The following is a 23,830-nucleotide window of genomic DNA, read 5'->3' as shown; positions in this document are numbered from 1 at the left end:
GATTTAATTGATGTGCTTAGATGCTTCAAGATGATGTCACCTCGAACACTGACGATACTATAGGCGACCAAGGTTACAAATTAGTTGCGTCCAAGTTGCAACTTAAGGTTGATATTATTGGTGCGATTTAGCGATCAGAGCTAGGAAGAAAGCAGTACGGGGAATGCTGGCCGCCCATTAACAATGCGGCCAGAAATAATCAATGTGATGGGGATAAATCGCTCTTAACAGATATAAGCAGAGCCAATGGATAAAAGCCCTGACGCAGGGCTATAAGGGCTCAAGTTTTTCATCGAGTAAACTGACCAGCAGTAACTCACCTTGGGCGTTCACCCTAAACTCGCCGTATTTAGCCGCACTGAAATGATCGGCTTGCCCTTCTTCAAAGAAAAAGCTGTTCGATGCGAGCTTGATTTGATTACCACGAACACGAAATTGCACCCGCAGCTGATCTTTACCGAGAGCTTGGTCGGTATAAAAATCCATAAAACGCGCCACTTTTTGCTCATCTAGTGCCAGTAACAACTGACCCTGCATTTGTTGCGGCGCTAAGGCGCTACGCACATCGCGGGCAATGGCATATTCCAGCGCCATGTAATCCCCCTGCATTAACGAGCGCGGATCGACTGGCGCTAATGCAAAGCGCACGACTTGGCCGTGATTAAGCAATTGTTCGAATTTGAAAATGCGCCAATTCACGCCAGCGAGAATCGCAACAGTCGTAAAAAGTACTATGCCCAGCGCCCATTTATGTGAAGCCGCCAATTTTCCCATCACATTGCCCATCACATAGTCTCCTTGGCATTTTCATTGGCAGGAAATAACCGCCACACCAGCATCCTTGCCACCAGCAGCAGCGCGCCTAAACCCATCAAATAAGCAGATTTCAGCAGTAGTGTTGTTTCTAAGGAATAATAATATCCACTGACAAACAGCAGCGCCGACATAATTCCCATGCCTTTTAGCCAAGGCTCATTGCAATAATGGCCAAGCAAGATCAATAGGATAGCCGTCGATAATCCCTGCATGGGTAAAGATAAACCGCTAATAACCATTAAACCGAGAAAACAGCCTATCGCCGCCATTGAGCTAAGTGATTGTTGGCGTTTGCGAAATACAGTGACCAACAATAATCCGCAAATGACAAAAATAATCGACAGATGGCTTAGCGTGAACCACAGACTTTGTTGCCAAGGACTGAATAAGGCTTCAAAAATACTGTCCATGCTAAAGGCATGCATCAGTTGCAATGTAACTAACGCCAGTGCAAAGCCGTAGATAAGCATGCACGCTCGGCGGTAATGACGCCCGAACCGATTGATATTGAACAACACTAGGCTAATGATTAAGGCAAACAGACTTGGGCAGACATTGAGCCATTCGAATTTAGCCATGAGGCCAATCACGCACCAACTTAAGCCAAACGCGAACACAAACTGGGCTAATCCATGGGCAATTAATCCCCACAACAGCAAGAGAATACCCGCCATACACAGATACCAGTTGAGGCTAAAATCATTGTCGATTAAATCATAGAATCCCCAAGCCACACTGATTAAACCACTCAAACAGGCGGCAAAAGCAAATTGCTCAATGAAGATCTGTTGCCGTGGCAAAAAATACAACCCAATGCCCACGGCTAAATAGGTTAAGCCGATAAATAAAGCGACGCCCTCGCCTACCCGCTCAAAAATAGCGCCAAATACCGCCATCATAAAACCCAATAAAAACAAAGCAGCGATCCAAGCGGCAAAGGCCTGCATAGCGGCAATATACCAAGGAATATCCTGGTTTTCAGGCATTTGGGGCGTGTTGACTTTGCCCTCGGCATACAAGGATTGCCACAGTGTTATCAGACTGGATTCACCCGATACATCAATTGAAGCGGCATTCTCTTTTGCAGGAGACTTTAAGGGAGTCACTACTGAACTCGTTAAAGAATTGGTCACCATGTCGCCATCCGGTAAGTCATTATTGTTGCTCATGAATGTCTCCCACTTTCCCTTGGGTCGCTCTCGCTGAGGGCTCAGGCTCTAATTCAGACATAGGTTCAGGTTCTAATTCTGACATAGATTCTGACAGTGGTTTAAGCTTGCGACTGAGTGCCTTTAACCAAATACTCAAGCCTGTGCTCGCCAAAATGATGTAAAGCCCAATAAACAGAAACCCGCCTATGGGATCATTGTCCTCAAACATCAACCGTATCAGTAACGCAGCGCCCACGGCAATCAAGCTAAAACCGCCCAAGGCCAAGGGATAAATACGCGGTAATCGATAGCGAAAAATAACGAATCCCAACACTAGATGGGCAAGATAACCACTGATGACACCAGTGCTAAAGCCATCACCTTTAAAGAAATCATCGAAAATCAGCCAAGTGATTAACCAAGTAAAACAGCCCATCGCAAACAGTGAACACGCATATTCGAGGATTGGCGCATGCCAGCGCCCCGCGACGTTGCGGCCTAACAAGACAAAAGCGTAATAGATAGCTAAATTCAAACAGATAAAGATCAGCAGTTGGCCTTGTTCATCCAAGAAGGCTCCCCATAAATGGGAAAAGGAATCTAAAAATATCCCTATGCTTAGGTTAATAAGTCCCACCAGCAGCAGCCATAAACCATCGAATCCCGCCACCCAAGCGAAAGGCAAAATCACTAACGCCCACAGGGCGAATAACTGCCAAGGATCGGCGCCCGTTTGATAGGTTTGCCCAACCAGTGCTAATAGGCCGCCCACCAATACGCTCGCGGCCAATAACACACCATTGGCTGTCGTCGCACCAAATCTGCTGTCGTTGCTTTGGTTACTATGACTATGGGAATGGGAAGCAGCTGAAAGGGAATTAGCACGATAATATAGCCAAGCAAATGCGCCGGTGGCGAGCACTATCGCCACTTCAATAAGGCCAAATTTGGCAAAACGCCCGAGGGATTGCCAATTGTAGGCAAAGAAAAAAATCACTCCAGAGGCAAAGCTCAAGGCGCCAAACCAGAGTAATAAGTTAGCGATTAAGCCACGCCAGCTCGACGCATCTGGCAACACTGTGACCTGCCGATAAAGCGTATTCGCTTGCTCTTGCTTAATATGTCCCTGTTCAACCCAGCCACACACTTGAGATTTTATCTGGCTCAATGTGAGTTCTCCCTCATCCTGTTTGCGCTAGCTTACTATGACCTATTCAAAATTCGCACAATATCGACAGCGTTGAGTAAATTAAATTGTGTATACTTGTAAAAAATCATTAACCTTTGGCATGATTAGGGGTGACCATGGTAATAAGACTGTTGTATCGTCTACTCTTTAGTTTCATTTTAGGGATCAGCGTATTTTCGACCGCAATCGCCCAAGACAAAAGTCTGTCGCCCACAGCACCTAATACAATAGTACCCAATACAATACCGACCATTCATGTCGGTGGTTATCAATTTTCTCCCTATGTGAATCTACAACAGGACGGCCGCTACACAGGCCTCACCCTCGATATCATTAATGCATTGAATCAAATACAACAAGAAGTGTTTTTTGAATTTACCGTCACCAGTGTTGAGCACAGATATAAAGCCTATGCCTTAGGTCGCTTCGACATGATGATATTTGAGAACCCCGCTTGGGGATGGCAGAAAATAGCGGATCAGTTTATTCCGCTACACATGATAGATGGGGAAGTGTTTATTGCGCTTAAAGCAAAAGCACATAATCAAAATTATTTCAAAAACTTAACCAATAAGTCAGTCGCATTCGTTAAGGGCTATCACTATCAGTTTGCCCACTTTGAAACTGATGCTGACAAGTTGGCAAAGCAATTTCGCCCCTTGTTCGTCAGTAACAACAGGGCCTCTATCGAAAGCATTCTGCGCGAACGGGCAGACATAGCGCCCGTCACCCATTCCTATTTGCAGTATTATTTAAAGGTGAATCCACAAGACAGGCATTTACTTTTAATATCAGACAAATGGGACCAAGAGTACGATAACGGCATCTTACTTAGCCTCAGATCATCACTCGATGCTAAAAAGCTTTCACACTGGGTTCAGCTGCTCATCGACAATGGCAAACTGGCCGAACTCGCCGCCCAATACGGGATTAAGTCGAGCCAATAATTCACTTTTTGTTTCTTCAAGGCGTTAACGCTTTAAGCGCGACGATTATCCAAGTGCGATTAGCGATTTAGGCGACGGATAAGAGTGGTCCCAGCATAGCCAAAGTGCCGATCAACAAGAAAATTAAGGCTTGCACTATGATCATCTGGCCACTATTTGGCGGGCTCAAAGTGGCAATGTAAAACTGCCAAATTGCGAAGATCCCGTAATTCATCCCAAGAAATAACAATAAGCTAAAGGCATACATGCCTGGGATCACCTTAAGTGCGCAGGCTAAAAGTACCGCAGTTGAGGCCACAAAAAACACTGACTGGCAGTGAAATAAACAGCGCAACATTTGCTTGCTCTGCTGGGACACATTTGCCTTTAACAACGGCGCCAATAGAACACGTTTACCATAGATTAAATGGTATCCACAGACTCCAGCACTCAAGACAGTCGCTGCCATTAATGTTAAAACCATACTGCTCCTAGTTAGTGCTCATATTTGATGGTGTTTGCAAATCAATGCGTAAACAAAACGAGAATAGCAACCCTCGGCAATAAGACCCTGAAAACCCCAGTTGAGTTTCAGCTTAACAAAAATAACCTAGCTGGCTAAGAATCATTGAGTCAACCGGACCGCAACCAACACACATGGGCCTGATAAAATGAACTCGCGCAGCCCAGTGCTAAGTTCTTAGCGCAAAAAGGAGCCCTTAGGCTCCCTTAGTTCACATGTTTAAAATTACAATGCTTAAAATCACATGCTTAAAAACCTGTGCTGACTATAACCTGCGACTACATAGTCGCCATAGTCCAATAATCTAAACGCTTTTGTGGATCGGCTAATAGGTTTTTACATTCTTCTTTATATTTACCCATTAACGCACCTAAGTTACTTGAGCCACCTAAGCTTTCGATTTGACGCGCTTTAGCAGCGGCAACCGCTTGAGTCACCTCAGCTTCAGAGCTGTATTTCTTAGCTAAATTCTCAGACTCAATTTTAGAGCTTTTTAAACGCTCACCCACGGCCTGCATTTGTGGTGCATTCATCGCCCCAATGGCTTCTGAGCTAATTTGATAGTAAGCGGCACATTCAATGGCTTCTTTACTAAACGCTTTTTCTGCTTCATCAGCCCAAACTGCAGTACTGGCACTCAATACTAAACCACCTAATACTAACGTTTTTACCTGAGTTAACATGTTACTTTTCCTTTTAATCGCCATAAATAAACCTACTCAAGCCCTCGGTGGATCTCAAGCTCGTAGATATAAAAATCTTGGTTACGCACAAAGCCTAAGCCTTCATACAAGCCCTGCGCGCGCTGGTTTTTTGCTGTGTTTCTAACATCAAATAACTCATATTATGCGCTTTGGCATAACTGGCGGCCTGCTGCACTAGCGCTCGCCCAATACCGACACATCGAGCATGTTGAGTCACATACACATCATTGAGGATCAACATTGGAGCCATACGTAACGATGAAAAGCTGGGATACATTTGCACAAAGCCTAATCCAAGCCCTTGATTATCTTTGGCAATAAATATCACCGATGACTCATCTAACAATCTTGCATGAATAAACTGCTCCGCGGCCGCTACATCATCCCTGCGCCCATAAAACTGTCGGTACTCATTGAATAACACTGCAACCTCATGGGCATGAGTCACATCGGCTCGAGTTATAATGCTTGCCATGGGCCTTCCTTTTTATCGTTAGAGTGTTGGCGGTCGTTGTCGCAATCGAAATTGCAGACTGTTTTTCACCGCTGGCCACTCAGCATCAATAATGGAATACACCACAGTATCGCGAATTGTGCCGTCTTTAAGAATTTTGTGATTACGCAACACACCATCTTGCTTAGCACCCAGTCTCGCAATCGCTTGTCTGGAGGCTTGGTTATGCCAGTGAGTCCGAAACTCAACAGCTATGGCATCTAAGGTTTCAAAGGCAAAGGTCAATAACAATAGCTTAGCTTCGGTATTGATCCCCGTGCGCTGGGCACGTTTTGCATACCAAGTGTAGCCAATTTCAAGACGACGATTTTCAGGCTCCCAGTTGCAAATGCGCGTGCAGCCGACAATTTCACCGCTCACTCTATCCCGCACTGCAAAGGGAAAACTCTGACCCCGCGCTTTTTCTTCGAGGGCTTTAGTCACATAAGACTTCACCTCGGCGGGTTCTGGCACACTAGTAAACCACAAACGCCAAAGCTGACCATCTGTCACAGCTAAACTCAATGCCGCCACATGGGACAAAGATAAAGGCTCAAGCACAATATGCTCACCCGTTAAACAACCTAAGTTATCTTCACAGCCCACAGTCTCGCCTCCGTTAGATAATAGAAAAGTGTGTTGTTGCGCACATTTTTATCTAGCCTAACATTAAACGAGAATAAAAAAATACCCTATTTTCAGCATGATTGGACAAATTTACCCCATTGTCGGCGGCTTAGATTACCTAAAGCTTAAGAGTGTAAAAAAATTTGAAGAAATGAGTGAATGGCAGTTAAATCCGCTTGGAGTCAATACTGCTATCACAGAATACGTCGCGAAATGAGATAAGCAATCGGGGCCAATAACAGCAAACACCTAAATCTGCGTTCAGTATTTAAGCGTTTGCTATCCGTTGAAGCTAGCCACCATAGTTAAAAGTTAAAGGCTAAAGTTAAAAGCCATGCACACTGTTACTGACCCTAAACCAACCCGCAATACTATTGCGCTGGGCTAAGGTTTTAGTCACTTCATGGGGAAAGCGCTCACTGAGAAAAATCACAAAATGGCCCATTTTAGGTGCTATGCGTTCAATCTCAATGTCAGCTTCATCATAGATAATCAACTCGCCACAATCAGCCGCTTTCCAGTCAGGATTTAAGAAAAACACTGTGGTTAAGATACGGTTTTGACTGCCTTTTAGCGCATCGACATGTTTCTTATAGAATGCCCCAGGCTGATATACCGCATAGTGACTTTCATAGTCGAATAACCCCATAAACAAACGACGATTTAAGCCATTTTTGAGTTGCGTCATCAGTTCAAGATATTGGGCATCAGGCTCGTTGTGCTCTTCTAGCCATTGTATTCTGTCGCGGCGAATATCGGGGTTTAATTGCTGCTCTGCGCCACGACCAATGGACGCAGCTTTTAGCTCATGTGCTTGCGTTGATTGAATTTTTTCCAATAGTACTTGGCTTATATTGTTTGGAACTAAGTCAGGTAAAAAGATATAGCCTTTGTCTACCAAGGCATCAGCGATCACGTCCAGCATTGCTTCACTTAATTGCGAAACCATTATGCTACATCCAATAAAAGGGCTACGCTTTTGCTGTACTCAAGGGCTCAAGGAGGGATTAAGTGAGCCTGATTTTCGAGGGGCGTCAATAAGAGATATGATTGCCATATCTCAACAGTAAATTTTGCAGAATTTTAGAGTAAAGAACGCCGAATTACAATAAAATAAAAACCACTATAAACAACAACTTAAATTCAACTAAACAGTTCAACTGGCTCATCATCTGGGCTAAGCTGCACACACTGCTCAAACTGTAATCCCAGTTTGTTCAGCAATGCCTTTGACGCGCCATTATGGGCGCTCACAATCGCCACAATACGCTCGATACCTAAACTTTTGCCTAAATCAAAAGCGGCTTTCGCGGCTTCGAATGCGTAACCCTTACCCCAATATTGCGGCAAAAATGCATAGCCTATGTCGACATTATCAAGCGTCGGCCGTTTGATTAAACCGCAAATTCCTATGGTGAATCCGTTCTCCGCAAGCACCACGGCATAAAAGCCAAAACCACATTCGGCATAACTTTTCATTGGTCCATTGAGGATATAATCCTTGGCCTGCACAAGCGTGCGTACTCCCCTGTCCCCTATATTCTCAATAAAGCCTTGGCTATTGAGCAAGACTAACATAAATGAAGCATCGGCTGGGGTTAACTGCCGCAGGATTAATCTCGGAGTACGCGCAACTTGCATAGGATTTCTCCACTAAAAATAGACAATGTTTATAAAAATATAGTCATAAGCTTTTTCATAAATAACGGACGTATTGGCTGCCGTCCTTTTGCGGTTTTTGGGGTGCCACAACCGCTGGCGTACCGACATACAAAAAGCCGACAATTTGGTCGTGTGGTTCAAGGCCTAAGGCGGCATTCACATTAGCATCGAAGGCAAAATCGCCCGTGCGCCATACAGCGCCTATGCCTAAGGCAAAAGCCGCTTGTTGCATCGCCATCGTTGCGCAGCCCGCTGCAATTTGTTGTTCAAGTACAGGCACTTTAGGGTGTTGCTGCGTTTTTGCAACGACAGTGATCACCATAGGCGCACGCATTGGCATACCCTTGGCTTTATTAACGAAATCCTCGTCGGCGCCGCTGGCTTTAGCCGCCTCAACAAAGATATCGGCTAAGGTGTTTAACCCTTGATCTGTGGCAATAATAAATTCCCATGGGGCTAATGCACCATGATCTGGCACACGAATGGCAGCATCTAAGATGATTTTTAATTGACTCGCATCGGGAGCGGGAGCGATTAATCGCGGGGTCGATTGACGGGTGAGCAAAAGTTCAATAGCGTCCAAGTTCTTATCCTAGTTCGATATAAATTGCGTTCAAGCATAGCAAATTGCAGGCAAAGAGGCATAAAAAAATCCCACCACATGGATGGGATTTAACGCTTTGATTGCGCTTGAAAATCGAGGGCTCTTTATAAAAGGCTTACTTAACCCCGCAACGCTTAGCGATGAAATAATCTAGGCTAGTGTAACGGCCGCCGCCTAAGGTAAAGAGTGCCAACAACATAATGAAATAAGTGGCCGCAAACTCAATACCATTATTAAGCACAGCTAAGTTACCTGAGCTGGTCAGCCAGTCGTAATTACCATGCTCCTGCAATATTTCTTTAGCTTTCGCCAGTTTATCCCCTGCTTCAAGCACTCTGTCGTTGGCTAGCCAAGAACTGCCATCGGCAATCGCTAACCAGCCATTTTGCCAATGCACGGTGAATGCAGCCACCAACATAGTGACCATCAAAGGGATAGAAATCAGCCGAGTCGCAAGCCCAAGCAGTAACAAGATAGCGCCAAAGAACTCGGTTCCCGCCGCCAGTCCTGCCATTACCGCCGGCATTGGCAGGCCTAAACCCCAATCGGGATTGGCAAACCAAGCCACCGTATCGTCAAAGTGAGCGAGCTTGTTATAACCCGCTTGCATCAACACGGGCGCAAGGTAAATCCTGAGGGCTAATGGCGCTACGCCATCGAAATAGCGACTCATATTGAGCAATTTTTGGTAAAGGGATGCAAGTGGCATAGTGTCTCTCTTTGACTAATTTATTGGCATGCAGGAATAGACCCTAGCAAGCCCATTAATCTTTCATGGCCTAGGCTTTTTTTGCACTTGTCTCTTTTTCAATGGCTTCTTGATTAAGCTCGGTGAGATCTTGAATGAGTCCGCCCAACTTTTTATAAAAGTGCTTCGACTGCTTGTCCGATAAGCTCGTGTTCATCGCTAGCAGTAAGGTCCCAAAAGCCTCAGTATTTTTGCGTAAAAACACTTTATGTTGCTCAGACTTAAGCTCATCGGGCTGCGTCATCAACAGGGTCAAACGCTCAGTTAATAGCGCTTTGTCGGCGCGCTGCCCAAGGGCAACCTCAAACTGACGTAACCATTCGTGCCGGTATTCGAGCCACATATCTAAGGTGGATAAACGCTGTTGATTATACTGATGAATAAGCACTTTTTGTTCTGCACTCACACTGCCAAGCCAGTCATCAAATTGCTCTTGAAGGTTTTCGTCGGCCTCTTTTTGTAACTGCGTTGGGGTTTTGCCGGCAAACTCTTTGACAAGCTCCTGCTCATCTTGCCGTAATTTGGCGAGGATTTGCTTCACCTGTTCATCGGACAAGGACATGATGATGGGCAGTAATTCTGGCAAAGCAAACTCAAACAAACGAAACCAATGCCGCTTAGCAATCTCCACATGCTCGGCCCATAATACTGGTGTTAAGGTATTGGTTTTGATGAGGCTTTCGACTTCGGTTAATTGCACCACATAGTGGGACAATTCTTTGGATTGATGCCACAGGACAAATTTTTCAATGAGGGCGTCAAATGCCTTTTGCTGCGGTTTATCTAAGGTAACGTAGTCCTCTTGCTCCCAACCGATAGCCCAATCGAGGAAATGGTAACTGAATTTAGTGGAACAGGCGCTTAAGCCTAAGAGACACACAAGTAGCATCACGCCTTTTTTCATACTGAATCATCCATCCTAGAACTGTTACTAATATGACGCTTGAGCCTATATAAAGTTGCCTCTTATATCAAACAAGTTTGTCTAATAAAGGTTTTTAATATGTTAATACTTTGCCTGCTTTAAATCGCCAATCGTGCCGCTAATCGTTATGATTCTTGGGTGATGAGCGGCCAAAAACAATCAAACCATGCGAGATAGTCGGCGCTACGACTGGGCTCCGTTTGCGCTGCCATCAATAATGCCCAGTAGCAAGCAAATACCCAGTACATGTCAATGGCGGCAGGCACGGCCGCTACGGCGTGGGACGTGACATAGGGATGTTGACTCAGATACTGCGTCACTAACTCGTTTTGCTGGGCTGGCGTTAACGCATGGGTCGCTAACACTACGGCTAACTCACACAGTGGATGCGACGCCGTCGCATACTCAAAATCGATACAATACAAGCGGTTGTTTTTGAGTAACAGATTGTGGGGATTAAGATCGCGATGGCAAAACTGCGGCTTAATTAAACAAGCCGCTAAGTCATCACACCAATGTTTGATGTCGATTTGGATGTTAAGCAGCTTAGCGACTCGCTCACTCCAATCGTGCGTGAGCGCAAGAGATGCCTGATAGGCAAGCATCTGCTGGTGATATTCCTGCCATTGCTCTGTGATACTAATGGCATAAGAACCTGTGGGCAGTTCCCGCAATTGCAGCAATAATTCCAGCAGTAAATGCGCAGCTAAGTTGGGATGCTTATCTTGCTGTATTGGCATCAGCCAAGGTTCAGGATTTAAATAAGCTTGTTGTGAATCGCCGTGATATAAAATGCCCAAAGACGACTGCCCCAGCACAAAATCAGCGGCACTGGTTTGGCGCTCTAAGGCAGGCCAATGGATGAAGCGTTTACGTTGAAAGCGTTCGCTATCAATCACATTGTGTTCAATTGCCGCAGACTCTGCAGCGCTCGCTACTGCACTTTCGATAAGGTCACTCTCGATAAGGTCACTCTCGATAAAGTCACTCTCAATAAGGTCACTCTCAATAAAATCACTGAGGTAGTAGCGCTCATCTTCACTCACCCACAGCAGTGCTGGGGCAAGTTTAGCTTGGGCGAGTTGTTGCCAGTAAAAACGCTCCTGCTGGCGGGTGCAAAAACTGTCCGCCGCATCGGCATTGACCCGCAACACATAACTGCCTGCAGGCGTAGTGATCTTATAATTATGATTACTCAAGCCGCCCGAAAGTTCGCAAATGCTCAGCACTTGCTCAAGTCCAGCTCGTTTGAGTATGGGCAAGAGTGCGTTGAATGATTCGCCTGCTGAGTATGGCTTATCAGCGTTTACATCGAGCATTAACTGAGTAACTTCAAGGCATTGGCCTCACGGGCGTCGGCTAATGCAGTGCGCCACAGGAAATACCCTACTACAGCAAGCCCCACATAGAGTACGAATAATAACGAGGTCAGCATCAAGCCTTTACTGAGATAAAGGTATATAGACACTATGTCGATGACGACCCAGTAGAGCCAATTTTCAAGTACTTTCTTCGCTACTAAATAGGTCGTCATCACAGCAAAACAGGTCGTGGTCGCATCTAAATATGGGAATGCGGCCTGAGTATATGTCGCCATGCCGTGACCGACTAATAACGAAATAACGCCTGTCACCGCGATCAGTTTCAAGTGGGTTTTCAACGGCCAAGTGGTCACTTTGACCCCTTGATGTTTATCGCCGCCCTGGGTCCAGAGCCAATATCCATAGAGCGCCATCGCCATATAATAGATATTCAGCACTGACTCCATCAGTAACGACACCTTCCAAAACAACACAGTGTAAATGGCGGTACTGGCAAAGGCCGCCGCCCAGCACCAGACGCTCGCCTTCATCGCCAGCAGTAGATATGCCATGGCCAGCAGTACCGCCAAGGCTTCCCATGCGGTCATCACATGGACTTCACCAAAGACCGCATTCATACTCTCGACCATGGTTAACCATAAATCTGTCATTGTGTTGTTCTCACTGCCTATTTATCGCGTATGTGACGGTAAAGCGTTATTCGCTGTGGGCTAAATTAAGCTCACCACCGATAAACTTACACACAAATACTGCCTTGCCCCACTTCTCATGGGCGGCTTGCATCTCGGTCGCCAGCATAGTCATCACATCTAAATAATCGCCGCACACTTGTGTTGCCATCGCATTCGTCACGCGCTCGATATGAGGATAGCTATCCACCCGGCCAATGAACCACTTAATCGGATCGAGGTAGTTCTCATTGAAGGGATACATGCTAATTTCTGCGGTCAGTTTCATTTTAATTCCTTAAATTTGAGAGAAGCTGTAGCCCTTACAGTGGACTGCAGCTTAGTCATGAGTTAACCCAATAGGCTCATAGTGACATGTGCCATTACATCAGTTTTTACATAAACTTAACGTTAAAGGTTACGCCAATCTGACGCGGATCGCCGTAACGAATATATTGCTTTTCAGCCCAGCCATTATCTGGCTCGTTACCGAAATAGAAGCCGCGCACACCGTATTCTTCATTGAACAAATTACGGCCCCATAAATAGGCTGACCACGCACTCGCCTCATAACCCACGCGGGCATTGACGATAGTGTAGGGCTCAGAGCGGGATTCATTGCTGTCGGAATAGTAAAACTCACTCTTACCGCTCAGGTTTAGGTTAGTAAACCAGCCCGAATTGGTACGATAAGTCCCACCAAGGCTGTAGGTTAAGTGTGGTGAATGGGCCAGATCGCGGCCAGTTAAATCCACCTCAGTGCCATATTTATCCTGATACTGGTAGTCACCGTAGGCCGTTTCTAACCAACCTAAGCTTGAGTAAATTTGTAGATTATCCGTGGCATACCAGGTCGCATCTAACTCAGCACCATAGTTATTAGAACTACCAGCGTTTTCGGTGAACAAGATAAAACGCTGAGGTTTATCAGGGTCTTGCTGGGATGCCGCCACCTGTTGATCTTGTCTGTCCATATAGAACAGCGCCAAATTAGTATCGATAAGCCCCGCTAACCAATGGGATTTAAGGCCAATTTCATAGTTATAAAGCGTCTCAGTACTAAACTCTTTTTTATCGTTCAATTCGACAGGTAAAGACATGTTGAAACCGCCCGCCTTGTAACCGCGCGCGACACGAACATAAGCGTTGTGCGAGTCATTCAGCACTTTACTCACTGCAATATGACCGCCCCACATGGTTTCACTCGGGTCGAAATTATCGTTATTCGTATCTGAGTAATGGCTGTTACGGCGCTCTAAACGTAGGCCCACAGATAAGGCATAACCTGAGCTCAGATCCGTATCGAGCTGACCAAACAAGGCATAGTTCGTCGCTTCATACTCAGAGTCTAAGACTTCATCCGGCCAAGTATTGTATTCAGAATACAATTGGTTATCTTCTTTCAGATTCATGCCGTACACACCAAGCAACCAATCTGTACTGTCCGCAAAGATTCGGCCCTGCTCGGTAGAACTTAAGCGAAACTCTTGCGACACGGTTTTACGTTGGCCCGTTTTATCCCAAAAATAATCATATTGGCACGGTGCCAGATTGCCATCGTCATCACTGCATTGCTTAGAAGCCCAATACTCTGGGTTCGACCAATCGCCATCGTAACTGTAATGGTGATCGGTATTCGCAAAGGACGTTAACGAGGTTAGCTCAAAGGTTTCAGCGCCAGAATAGGTCGCTTTAAAGCCTGCGCCTGTGGTGCGCTGGCTATCGACACCCGGTTGATCCGATGTCGTCTGGGTCGGTGAATTGGTTAAACTCCACACATCATAGCCATTATCAAAATCGGCGTGCAGCACAGTTAAATCAAACTGCAAATCGTCAGTCGCATACCAGCGCAGCTTAGCGCGGCCGCTGAACTCATCGCGGCCATTGGTATCGTCACGACCTAAATAGAGGTTGTCGTGGTAACCATTTTGTTGATGTTGCTGCAGTGACACGCGATAAAGCAGCTTGCCAGAATCCGTTAATGGGCCGGAACTGAAACCGCTAAACGTGCGTAAATCATCATCGCCTAACGATACTTCGCCGCCATGTTCAAACACATCGGTGGGATCGTTACTTTTCAGATAAATCAGTCCCGCTAAGGCATTCGCGCCATAACGTGTGCCCTGTGGTCCACGTAGCACTTCGACCTGTTGTAGATCGTACATGCTCGACACCATACCAATACCGGATAAATCGATATCATCTATGATGTAACCCACAGAGGAATTAGGTGCACCTTGGTATTGCTCTTGCTCTCCTACGCCACGAATTTGAAAATATTTCGGCCGCGAACTTCCACCTGACCAGTTAAAATTGGCAATGGAATTAAGCAGATCTTCAAAGTGCTGCGCGCTTTCATCTTGAATTTTTTGACTGTCGATAACGGTAATACTGGAAGGCATTTTTTCTAAGCTTGAACTGCGAAAATCCGCCGTCACCACCATGACTTCCATCTCAGTGCTGGGATCGGGTTTATCGATAGCGTCGGTTTGTGCAAATGCAGAAGTGCTCAGCGCGGTAGCAATGGCTAACGCCAGCGGCGCTCGGGTTAAAAACAAGCTGGGTGTGATGGTTGAAAACGGGGAATGACGTTTTGACGTGTTACTGTTTAGCGTTTTACTGTTTAACATAGGACCTCAAATACATAGTTTGAGATCCGGCAACGAATAAGCGATTCAGAAGTGTGCTGTTGATTGGCCCATTCCTACGCCGGTATTAGCCGGATCAGGTTCTAAGGGTTCGTCAGCTGACATCTCAGTTTGCAGTAATCAACGTAAATTCATTCGCTGCAAACACCCCTTGGCGACGCCTAGTATACATGAGTAATAGGATGGGATGACACATTTACCTCATAAAATGAAAAATGCCAGCATAGCTGGCATTCTCAGGGCGAACTCACCGCTTAATTCGAAAAGGTTTCGCGCACGTACACATCAAATTTAACCGCTTGGGCATTGGGCGCCACGGCGGCGACTTGCAATTGTTGCTTGCCATGCAGCTTGACCGATTTCCAGCTCGTCGCTTCATCTTCAATAGTAAAGCCGCTGGCGTCGTACCAAGTGAATTTATACTGCACACGCATGTCAGTTGATGATTTGCTAACAATCAGCGCTGAACCCTGCACTAAATCACCAACTCGGCGTGCATCCACACTTTCAACTCCAATATCTCGGGCAAAGCTGGAATTATCGACGCGGGTTTCACCGAGCGAACTCACTGAAATACCTGCGGTATGTGAGGCACAAGCGCCTAAGGTCAGCGCCGCGGTCAATAACAGTCCTGTATAAATTTGTTTCATCTCTTTCTCCCAGTCACGCGACAAAATGCGCGGCCAGCGCGCATCATTTCCCATTAAACGACAAGCTAATCGAACTGTGCTGAACTTATGCTTAACAAGACAGACTTAATCATCACTCAAACATCTGCTCAATAAAACGAGTTAATCAATCAGAAAGTGCGCCCGTGCCGTAGCGATGAGCTGCTTACGATTGGTTTGCCAACAATCGATATTCACGTTGGCCACTCGTCGCCCCTGACGGGTAATACGACATTCAGCAAAGCTATCTTTATGCAGGCCTGCACGTAAATAGTCGATGGAAAAATCGACCACTTTAGGCACTTTGGCAGTTTGCATAAAGACCATCAACTGCACTATCGCTGACATCTCCATAAAACCTGCAATGACGCCGCCATGGATAGCGGGCAACACAGGATTACCGATATTGTCGTCCTTAGCAGGCAGTTTAAAAATCAGTTCATCACCAAAACGTTCCACCTTCATACCAATAAATTTGGCATAGGGAACGTGCTCAAGTAAATGACCAAAATCGTTAAGCTCAGTCGCGCGCTTAACAATACCTTGCACATCGATAGGCGCTTTTACTTGGGCATGTTGAGTGGCACTGGCTGTACCAAGTTCCGAATTATTTGCGCTCATCAGTGTCTCCTATTTCAGGCACGGCTTCACCCATCAGCGCTTGTCTAAAGGCATCACCCACCATTTCTGGACTGATCCGCATAAAGGAACCAACAGCATGGGCAATAGGATCATCTATGCTGTCTTGATAAGCAATCGCGCGGGTAAAGGCAATATTGGAAGACAATTTGTAGCATTCCGCAAACCCAAACACAGGCTTATGGGGCTGAGCGGGCTTCATATAATCCACCCGCAAATCGAGCGTAGGTGAGATTTCTAACAATTTGAATTTATGGAAAATTGCACTGACCACTGCACTGCCACAGGCGGTATCCATTAAAGTAGTAATGACTCCGCCATGGATAACGCCCGTATCGGGATAACCAATTAATTCAGTGCTGTAGGGCAACTCAATCAACACATGGTGCTCACTCGCCTCCAGTACGGTTAAACCGAGACGACGACACTGAGCGAGTTGATCCACAAACCGCTGCGCCATTTGGGTCAGCGGGAAAAAATCCGAATTGACCTTCATTGGCCTTGACTCAACATGGGCCCCAGAGGCTCCCCGCCCACAAGGTGGAAATGAATGTGATAGACTTCTTGTCCACCGTGTTGATTGCAGTTCATGATCAGTCGGTAGCCATCTTTAGCGATACCCGCTTCCGCCGCCAATTTAGCGGCAACTGTCATCATGCGGCCAAGCACCGGCTCATCAGAGGCTTTCATGTCGTTCGCCGTTGGGATCAAATGATTTGGCACAATCAAGAAGTGCGTTGGCGCCTTAGGGGAAATGTCTCTAAAGGCAGTCACAAGTTCATCTTGATACAGAATATCCGCGGGAATTTCGCGACGAATAATTTTGCTGAAAATCGTTTCTTCGGCCATGGGGCTTCCTCCTTGGGTTAGTTGGCATAGTATATACCCAAACAACTTGAAGATGCATGATTCAGCTGGAGTTTAACGCACTTTAGGCAAGGCGGTTATTTGCGGACCTAGTGGGCTAAGTTAAAAATAACCAACAAAGCATAAAGTGCGTTAAAACCCGCCGGGACGGAGCGTCTAGGGCACTCCACTCCCGTGTTGCATCAATTCAAAAGGTGGCCGACATTCTGTCATTGATGCGCCTTGAATTGAAGCACCCTAGGCGCTCTGAACTCGTATCTTCAGGTTGCTTGGGTATATTGACAATTCAATGCTTTGTGTCTGTAGATATTTTGCTTTTCATTTGCCAGTTGCAGGCATTTTTGGCAGCATGGCCACCATTAAAACACTCAGGTTTTGCAGGATAAATATGATCCATTACCAGATAATCCCCGTCGATCCGAAAGCCCATTTATTCGCAGTCACTATGACATTATCCCAGCCCAAGCCTGTGCAGGTCTTTAGCCTCCCCGCTTGGCTACCTGGCAGTTACATGGTGCGCGACTTTGCTAAAAATATCATTGAACTCAAGGCGCAAGCTGCTAATGGCCTAACACTTAAACTCACCCAGCTAGATAAGCAAACTTGGTCGGTTGACAATAATAGCAGCGAAATCATTTTGACTTATCAAGTGTATGCTTGGGATCTGTCGGTGCGCACTGCGCATTTGGACACAACCCACGGCTTCTTTAACGGCAGTAGCGTGTTTTTATCCGCCCACGGTTTTGAACAACAAACCCACACTGTCACTATGTTACCGCCCTCTGAGCCCACATTAAGTGATTGGCGCGTCGCTACCAGCATGACCCGCATCAGTGGTGACGACTTTGCCTTCGGCCAATTTAGTGCCACAAGCTATGACGAGCTCATCGATCATCCAGTGGAAATGGGCTTATTTACCTTAGCTAGTTTCGATGCCTGCGGCGTCCAACACGATATCGTACTCAATGGCCGCCACCGCGCTTGCATGCCAAGACTCTGCCAAGACTTGAAAGCCATTTGTGAGTATCAAATCAATCTTTTTGGTACGCCTGCGCCGTTTAAACGTTACTTGTTTATGACCACAGTATTAGACAATGGCTTTGGCGGGTTAGAACACAGAGCATCTACCGCATTAATGTGCTCACGCAAGGACTTACCGCTGTCGCTCAATGCGCCAATCAATAACGACTATCGCACTTATTTATCCCTGTGCAGCCACGAGTATTTCCACAGCTGGAACGTGAAGCGTATTAAGCCAGAGTGCTTTTTACCCTATAAACTTGAGGCTGAAACCTATACGCCACAACTGTGGGCCTATGAAGGCATCACCTCCTATTACGATGACTTCCTTACCTATCGCGCTGGGTTGGTAGATGAACAAAGCTATTTAGATATGCTGAGTGAGACCTTCACCCGCGTCTATCGCAGCCAAGGACGCTTTAAACAAAGTGTTAAAGATTCAAGCTTTAATGCATGGACTAAGTTCTATAAGCAAGATGAAAACGCGCAAAACGCCATCATCAGTTATTACACCAAAGGCGCGCTGTTTGCGCTGTACTTAGATTTAACCCTGCGCAGTGAAACCCAAGGCAAATACAATCTCGACCATGTTATGCAGATTTTATGGCAGGAATATGCTCTGCAAGACAAAGGCACGACTGACGGCTGTCACCAAGCGATTGTCGAGCGACTCCTTGGCCGTGATTGCCACGATTTGTTTGCCTACTTAGAGAACACCGACGATATTCCACTGGCTCCGCTACTTGCCGAATTTGGCGTCGAGTTTAACCTTCGAGCCAGCCAAGGTCCGCAGGATGTGGGCGGCGGGCAAGCGAAAGGTTATGACATTGCCTTTGGCGCGAAAACTCAAGCGGCGCCGATGGGATTGAAAGTGGTGACTGTTACCCAAGGCAGCCCTGCCCACCTTGCGGGATTAAGTGCGGGGGATATCTTAATCGCCGCCGATAACTTGCAAGTCAGCGCGCAATTTGAGTCGCAGCTACAGCAATATCCGCTGGGTGAATCCTTGAAGCTATATTGGTTTAGACGGGATGAATTGATGACGGGTGAATTGATGATAACTGCCGCGCCGAAGGACACAGTCGCCCTAGCAATTAGTGACAAGACTAAGCTCGCGGCTTGGTTAGGACGTTAATTTAACGTTTTGATTAGACAGGTTTTAAGAAAAACAAAAGGGGCAAAAGCCCCTTTTATCATTTCTGAGATAACGCTTAACTTAGGTACTAATCTCTAAACGCACACATCTATGTCTAGATCAGTATTCCCTTGCCAAATCAGTGTCTTCTATCAGTGCTAATACAGACTTAAACCACCACATCGTGCAAATAGGTTTGCGCCCACGCGATCGCTTGACCACGGCTCGACACACCTATCTTACGGAATACTCGGTACAAATGGGTTTTTATCGTGCTTTCACTGACAAACAACTGATTGGCAATATCTAAGTTAGTGCTACCCGTTAAGAGAGCTTGTAATACTTCTCGCTCACGAATCGTCAGCGGTTCAGTATCTTCGAACAAGCCAAAGTCATCGTTCACCCCATTGACGAGTTGAATTGGGATCACCCTATGGCCTCGTAAAATATTCGAGAATCCTAGGCTAATCTCAGTTAAACCCGCATCGAGATAAAACACCCCTGCGGTCGTGGCAGCTTGCATTAAAAAGCGCGCATCCACTTGTTTAGGGAATTGTAAATAGACGACTCGTACACTTGGTTGTTCACGGGCAAGTAAACGCTGAAATTGATGGGCTTTTTGAAGATCAACAGTCGCTAAATCAATCACTACCATGGAGGCATGATTATCCTTGATTTGTTCACACATCTCATCTGGGCTGACTTGCGTCAACTTAACGAGAAACTCCTGTGGCCAACGTCCTGCTAGCAGTTCCATTAATACTTGCGATCGTGACACTACAATCCAATGTAATATTTTGAACATCCTGCTCACTCCCTGTCTGATTAACGATTATTCACTTTGAGAACCTAAAATCCTCTCAATACAACTTCAACATCCGTTCAATAGACTTCCAAGTCTATCGTGGTGACGATATTAGCATTAGATAAAACAGATTAAAAAGACTTACGTGAAAAATATTTACCGTACGCAAATCAAAAACTTCTAACACTTTCGTTGAATCCACTATCAATCAGAAGTCTTAATTGAAACTGAAAAAAATTACTGAAACTTTTAGATAAAAGCGTAAGATTATATCAACACAAAAAATAAGGAAATTCCATGTCCAGCAGTAAACCCACCGCGCTTGAAGTCAAACCCTACCCTGTATGGGACAAACCGACTCGATTATTCCATTGGATAAATGTCATTCTCGTGCTCGCACTCATCTTAGTGGGTGGCATCATGATGTATCGCACTGAGTTGGGCATCACTGAGTTAACCGGCAAAATTGGCTTAAAAACTTTACACGTATGCATAGGATATGCGTTTGCAATCAACCTCATCATTCGCCTTGTGTGGGGTTTTGTCGGTAACAAATATGCGCGTTTCAGCCATATGTTTCCCAATGCCAATAGCAAAAATGAGTTAATGACCTACAAGTCAGAACTGGCCGCGGGTAAAAATCCGCAGTATTTAGGCCATAATCCTAAAGGCAAATTTGCTGTCCTCGGCATTATGCTGCTGTTAGTCACTATCATGATAACTGGGCTTTTACGTGCAGGAACAGATATTTACTACCCGCCGTTAGGTAGTGCAGTACAAAGCTATCTGGCCGATACCAATGTCGACCCAGCAAGCTTAAAACCCTATGATGCCACTGGGGTGAATGCCGAAAAAGCAGATGCGCTTAAACCGCTGAAGGGACTCGCCGGTGAAGTTCACGTTTATGCGGTTTATCTACTTATGCTACTGATTTTACTGCATGTATTCGCAGTGGTTTATACCGAAGTTAAACGTCAACCTGGGATTATTTCAGCCATGTTCTCTGGCAAGAAGATCATCCAAGGTCAGCCAAAAGACGAGTAATCGGTTAGTTTAATGATAAAAATAACGCCAGCATTTGCTGGCGTTATTTGTTTAGACTTGAAGGCTTACGCCAACGTTTCTAATATTTTTTGGTTATTTTTTCAGAATAGTCGCAGGTGTACGGCCATCATCATGGCAGCTTTCACAGGTAGGTTTTTCACCTACATTCATATCATGCACCGCATGACAATCTGCACAGACTAAATTGCCGTCATGTGGTTTATGCACAGCGTCCATCTCAGCAAGAGAACCGTGACAGCTTTGGCACTGTTCAAATTCAAAGGCACCATCCGCAGAAGGTGTACCATCTTTATGACAGCTTTCACATCCACCCGACTCAGCGTGGAAATCAGACAATTTTTGATCTGCTGCAAATGCGGTTGGCGACAGCGCTAACGCTGCGAGACTAGCCCCGAAAAGCGCACTTAATAGTTTTTTGCTCACAATAGTATCCTCCAATGGCGATTGTCAGTGGAAATTCTTGTCAGGGTGACTTCCATCTCGCAACCAAAAGTAAATAGCACGACTCGATATAACTTAGCTAAGGATGAACGAATAAGCAAACCCATGCTAAGCCCCCCAACTTTATCAACATACTCAAGGGTAAAATGTGCGCTGCATCATGTAACCACATGCTTATATAAGAGCTTTACATATGCTTAACCTAGAGGCTACATAATGTAAATCCCTATAGCAACTAAGGACATAATAAAAAGCCAGGGTTAAACAATTTGGGCTCTACTCGAAGGACTTAAGGACAAACTCAAAACCATAAAAGTTAACGAAAGGAGTAAGTGCTGCTTGATAAAGATGTGCAATGACGACTATACGTGGAAATTAAAAAGAGTGCCTAAACGCCCTACTTGTCTCTGACACTGAGCTCCATAGCGGAACTCAGTGTCAAATTTAGTCTCTAAATTTAGAGACTAAATTCAGTTGTTACATGCAAGCCAGCAGACAAAACAAGCTCTGGAAATCGAGCGAGTCGTCATCAACTCGCATCGAGTCCCTGAAGAGTCTCAACCTCAGTTTTAGGCCAAGCGTTAATCACGGCTTTAACCAAGGAAGCCAATGGAATGGCAAAGAATACCCCCCACACGCCCCATAAACCACCAAAGACTAATACCGCGGCTATGATTATCACTGGATGCAAATCCACCGCATCGGAGAACAAAATCGGCACGAGTAAATTACCGTCGAGCGCCTGAATAATGCCGTAACCCAACATCAAATAGCCGAATTCAGAACTAAAACCCCACTGAAAAAATGCCACTAAGGTGATCGGCAAGGTGACTAAGGTTGCGCCAACATAGGGGATCAATACCGACAAGCCAGTCAACACCCCGAGCAGCATTGAATACCTCAGCCCCATTAAGGCAAACAAGATATAGCTCGCGACACCAACCACCACGATTTCAATCACTTTGCCACGAATGTAATTGAAAATTTGCTGATGCATTTCAAACCACACTTTGCGGGCTAATTGACGATTAGCAGGGAAAAAACGCTTACTGCCGCGGATCAGCTGGTCTTTATCCTTTAAAAAGAAAAACACCAACAGAGGCACTAAAATCGCGTATACCATCAAGACGAGTAATGACGCTGAATAGCCAATTAATTGCTTAGCAATATCCAGTACATGCTGAGTATCGAGCAGTTTTTTAAGCTCTGCGACCATCAAATCTAATTGCTCAGGATTGATAAATTGCGGGTATTGGTTGATCAAGGTTTGTAGCGTCAGCAGCCCTTTATCTATCATGCTCGGCAAATCGGCAATTAAGCTCACGCCTTGACGCCACACACTCGGAATTAAGCCAAATGTCAGTAAGACCACAATGCCCAAAAACAACACGATAACTAAGGACGCACCAGCGGTGCGATTAATGCCTAATTTCAGCATTTGCGCCACGGGCCATTCCAATAAAAATGCCAACACCAGCGCGACTAATAAGGGGGCAAGTAAACCTGCGGCAAAATAAATCACTAACGCGAACCCAACAAGAATAGCCATTAAGGTCACAGCTTGTGGATCACTAAAGCGCTCTTGATACCAACGAGAAAAAACAGTAAACATGGATCATTCCAATAGTGATGGTTGGCTAGGCTTCCCAAACGCTCAGGAAAGTTTATTTATCATGGTGTTATCTACGACGTTACTCAAACTACTTTCACTTTCACTTCAACTTGTTAGCTGAACGGAAATCTTACGCCCAGCTAGCAAACTCATTTGGTGAACTTATCTAGCGTGCACATTAAATTAGGTCACGACTCGGAAAGGATTTAAACATGAAAATCCTCAATTTATCTCTGAGATAGATCAACTTTGGTGACCATCAAGGCTAACAGACTCACATCATTACGCAACTCTTGCACGATATGACCTTGTTTTTTTAAATATTGGGGAACATCTCGCCGCGAACCTGAGTCTGAGAGTAAGATATGCAATTGCTCGCCGTCTCGCATTGGCTTCAATGCAAGCTTCACTTTAACTAAAGGCACAGGACAGCGAAATAGCGTTAAATCAATAAAAATCATAATGAACTTGCTATAGACGAACTTGGGCTATTATCCTAAGTTGCACCTCAAACTACAAGCTAAGTGCAGTATCTCTGCCTTTAGTTGAGATAATTAGAAATAAAGGATCCG

At 45.6% G+C, this 23,830-nt stretch carries 26 protein-coding genes, 1 pseudogene and 1 riboswitch; of the genes and pseudogenes, 3 read left to right on the top strand and 24 right to left on the bottom strand.

Annotated features, from left to right (window positions below; all coding sequences use genetic code 11):
* Window positions 1-270: 270 nt before the first annotated feature.
* Genes AC5YB3_RS20885 through AC5YB3_RS20875 form a run of 3 tightly spaced genes read right to left on the bottom strand, consistent with a single transcriptional unit; the run spans window position 271 to window position 3,135 of the window.
* Complete coding sequence (locus AC5YB3_RS20885; RefSeq protein ID WP_012587847.1) at window positions 271-786, bottom strand: GDYXXLXY domain-containing protein; 516 nt, start codon at window positions 784-786, stop codon at window positions 271-273.
* Window positions 786-1,985 (bottom strand): DUF4401 domain-containing protein, encoded by a 1,200-nt coding sequence (locus AC5YB3_RS20880; protein WP_494526087.1) that lies wholly within the window; start codon window positions 1,983-1,985, stop codon window positions 786-788. Before AC5YB3_RS20880 ends, AC5YB3_RS20885 begins: the two co-directional genes overlap by 1 nt.
* Window positions 1,972-3,135 (bottom strand): DUF2157 domain-containing protein, encoded by a 1,164-nt coding sequence (locus AC5YB3_RS20875; RefSeq protein WP_494526086.1) that lies wholly within the window; start codon window positions 3,133-3,135, stop codon window positions 1,972-1,974. Before AC5YB3_RS20875 ends, AC5YB3_RS20880 begins: the two co-directional genes overlap by 14 nt.
* A 137-nt stretch (window positions 3,136-3,272) precedes the next feature.
* Between AC5YB3_RS20875 and AC5YB3_RS20870 the strand changes: the two genes are divergently transcribed.
* Complete coding sequence (locus AC5YB3_RS20870; RefSeq protein WP_494526085.1) at window positions 3,273-4,103, top strand: substrate-binding periplasmic protein; 831 nt, start codon at window positions 3,273-3,275, stop codon at window positions 4,101-4,103.
* A gap of 67 nt (window positions 4,104-4,170) precedes the next feature.
* Here the strand turns inward: AC5YB3_RS20870 and AC5YB3_RS20865 are convergent, their stop codons facing one another.
* The 17 genes and pseudogenes from AC5YB3_RS20865 to hinT form a co-directional block, all read right to left on the bottom strand.
* Complete coding sequence (locus AC5YB3_RS20865; RefSeq protein WP_006081319.1) at window positions 4,171-4,566, bottom strand: hypothetical protein; 396 nt, start codon at window positions 4,564-4,566, stop codon at window positions 4,171-4,173.
* A gap of 317 nt (window positions 4,567-4,883) precedes the next feature.
* Window positions 4,884-5,288 carry a hypothetical protein gene (locus AC5YB3_RS20860; RefSeq protein ID WP_012088930.1) on the bottom strand — a complete coding sequence of 135 codons (405 nt, stop codon included), beginning with the start codon at window positions 5,286-5,288 and terminating at the stop codon, window positions 4,884-4,886.
* 32 nt (window positions 5,289-5,320) lie between these two features.
* Window positions 5,321-5,784: pseudogene (locus AC5YB3_RS20855) on the bottom strand (GNAT family N-acetyltransferase).
* Window positions 5,785-5,802: 18 nt separating this feature from the next.
* Window positions 5,803-6,408, bottom strand: a complete 606-nt coding sequence (locus tag AC5YB3_RS20850) for a GNAT family N-acetyltransferase (RefSeq protein ID WP_006086351.1) — start codon at window positions 6,406-6,408, stop codon at window positions 5,803-5,805.
* A gap of 346 nt (window positions 6,409-6,754) precedes the next feature.
* Entirely contained in the window at window positions 6,755-7,378 is a 624-nt protein-coding gene (locus AC5YB3_RS20845; RefSeq protein WP_259512915.1) for a 2OG-Fe(II) oxygenase, read from the bottom strand.
* Between the two features lie 194 nt (window positions 7,379-7,572).
* Window positions 7,573-8,070: a GNAT family N-acetyltransferase gene (locus tag AC5YB3_RS20840; RefSeq protein ID WP_106650284.1), complete on the bottom strand. Its 498-nt coding sequence runs from the start codon at window positions 8,068-8,070 to the stop codon at window positions 7,573-7,575.
* Window positions 8,071-8,125: 55 nt separating this feature from the next.
* Window positions 8,126-8,674, bottom strand: coding sequence for an NAD(P)H nitroreductase (locus AC5YB3_RS20835; protein WP_011846586.1), 549 nt, complete (start codon window positions 8,672-8,674; stop codon window positions 8,126-8,128).
* A 136-nt stretch (window positions 8,675-8,810) separates the two neighbouring features.
* Complete coding sequence (locus AC5YB3_RS20830; RefSeq protein WP_311891183.1) at window positions 8,811-9,404, bottom strand: HvfX family Cu-binding RiPP maturation protein; 594 nt, start codon at window positions 9,402-9,404, stop codon at window positions 8,811-8,813.
* Window positions 9,405-9,474: 70 nt separating this feature from the next.
* Window positions 9,475-10,347, bottom strand: coding sequence for a DUF6279 family lipoprotein (locus AC5YB3_RS20825; protein ID WP_494526084.1), 873 nt, complete (start codon window positions 10,345-10,347; stop codon window positions 9,475-9,477).
* 146 nt (window positions 10,348-10,493) lie between these two features.
* On the bottom strand, window positions 10,494-11,687 hold the full coding sequence (locus tag AC5YB3_RS20820; protein WP_494526083.1) for a phosphotransferase: 1,194 nt from the start codon (window positions 11,685-11,687) through the stop codon (window positions 10,494-10,496).
* On the bottom strand, window positions 11,687-12,340 hold the full coding sequence (gene pnuC, locus AC5YB3_RS20815) for a nicotinamide riboside transporter PnuC (protein WP_494526082.1): 654 nt from the start codon (window positions 12,338-12,340) through the stop codon (window positions 11,687-11,689). The genes AC5YB3_RS20820 and pnuC overlap by 1 nt, the downstream gene beginning before the upstream one ends.
* 46 nt (window positions 12,341-12,386) lie before the next feature.
* On the bottom strand, window positions 12,387-12,647 hold the full coding sequence (locus tag AC5YB3_RS20810; RefSeq protein ID WP_006081308.1) for a hypothetical protein: 261 nt from the start codon (window positions 12,645-12,647) through the stop codon (window positions 12,387-12,389).
* A 106-nt stretch (window positions 12,648-12,753) separates the two neighbouring features.
* Window positions 12,754-14,988 (bottom strand): TonB-dependent receptor, encoded by a 2,235-nt coding sequence (locus AC5YB3_RS20805; RefSeq protein WP_494526081.1) that lies wholly within the window; start codon window positions 14,986-14,988, stop codon window positions 12,754-12,756.
* A gap of 54 nt (window positions 14,989-15,042) precedes the next feature.
* Window positions 15,043-15,168: riboswitch (TPP riboswitch) on the bottom strand.
* 92 nt (window positions 15,169-15,260) lie between these two features.
* Window positions 15,261-15,656, bottom strand: a complete 396-nt coding sequence (locus AC5YB3_RS20800) for a YcfL family putative periplasmic lipoprotein (protein ID WP_494526080.1) — start codon at window positions 15,654-15,656, stop codon at window positions 15,261-15,263.
* Window positions 15,657-15,797: 141 nt separating this feature from the next.
* A complete protein-coding gene (locus AC5YB3_RS20795) occupies window positions 15,798-16,295 on the bottom strand; it encodes a PaaI family thioesterase (protein WP_006086342.1) in 498 nt (165 codons plus the stop codon).
* Window positions 16,282-16,809, bottom strand: coding sequence for a PaaI family thioesterase (locus AC5YB3_RS20790; protein ID WP_006081304.1), 528 nt, complete (start codon window positions 16,807-16,809; stop codon window positions 16,282-16,284). The genes AC5YB3_RS20795 and AC5YB3_RS20790 overlap by 14 nt, the downstream gene beginning before the upstream one ends.
* Window positions 16,806-17,162, bottom strand: coding sequence for a purine nucleoside phosphoramidase (gene hinT, locus AC5YB3_RS20785; RefSeq protein WP_311988366.1), 357 nt, complete (start codon window positions 17,160-17,162; stop codon window positions 16,806-16,808). Before hinT ends, AC5YB3_RS20790 begins: the two co-directional genes overlap by 4 nt.
* A 406-nt stretch (window positions 17,163-17,568) precedes the next feature.
* On the opposite strand from hinT, the gene AC5YB3_RS20780 reads away from it, so the two are divergent.
* Window positions 17,569-19,335 carry a M61 family metallopeptidase gene (locus AC5YB3_RS20780; RefSeq protein ID WP_494526079.1) on the top strand — a complete coding sequence of 589 codons (1,767 nt, stop codon included), beginning with the start codon at window positions 17,569-17,571 and terminating at the stop codon, window positions 19,333-19,335.
* Window positions 19,336-19,504: 169 nt separating this feature from the next.
* Here AC5YB3_RS20780 and AC5YB3_RS20775 read toward each other — a convergent pair whose 3' ends face one another.
* Window positions 19,505-20,140: a LuxR C-terminal-related transcriptional regulator gene (locus tag AC5YB3_RS20775; RefSeq protein WP_006081301.1), complete on the bottom strand. Its 636-nt coding sequence runs from the start codon at window positions 20,138-20,140 to the stop codon at window positions 19,505-19,507.
* Window positions 20,141-20,437: 297 nt separating this feature from the next.
* Between AC5YB3_RS20775 and AC5YB3_RS20770 the strand changes: the two genes are divergently transcribed.
* Window positions 20,438-21,184: a cytochrome b/b6 domain-containing protein gene (locus AC5YB3_RS20770; RefSeq protein WP_494526078.1), complete on the top strand. Its 747-nt coding sequence runs from the start codon at window positions 20,438-20,440 to the stop codon at window positions 21,182-21,184.
* Between the two features lie 93 nt (window positions 21,185-21,277).
* On the opposite strand, the gene cctA is transcribed toward AC5YB3_RS20770, so the two are convergent.
* The 3 genes from cctA to AC5YB3_RS20755 form a co-directional block, all read right to left on the bottom strand.
* Window positions 21,278-21,628: a tetraheme c-type cytochrome CctA gene (gene cctA, locus AC5YB3_RS20765; RefSeq protein WP_006081299.1), complete on the bottom strand. Its 351-nt coding sequence runs from the start codon at window positions 21,626-21,628 to the stop codon at window positions 21,278-21,280.
* Between the two features lie 547 nt (window positions 21,629-22,175).
* Complete coding sequence (locus tag AC5YB3_RS20760; RefSeq protein ID WP_494526077.1) at window positions 22,176-23,258, bottom strand: AI-2E family transporter; 1,083 nt, start codon at window positions 23,256-23,258, stop codon at window positions 22,176-22,178.
* Window positions 23,259-23,485: 227 nt separating this feature from the next.
* Window positions 23,486-23,719, bottom strand: a complete 234-nt coding sequence (locus tag AC5YB3_RS20755; RefSeq protein ID WP_494526076.1) for a sulfurtransferase TusA family protein — start codon at window positions 23,717-23,719, stop codon at window positions 23,486-23,488.
* Between the last annotated feature and the right edge of the window lie 111 nt (window positions 23,720-23,830).

Source organism: Shewanella sp. 1311 (genome assembly GCF_059338235.1).
Note: the sequence above shows the minus strand (reverse complement) of the source record. Positions and strands in the feature narration are given on the sequence as shown.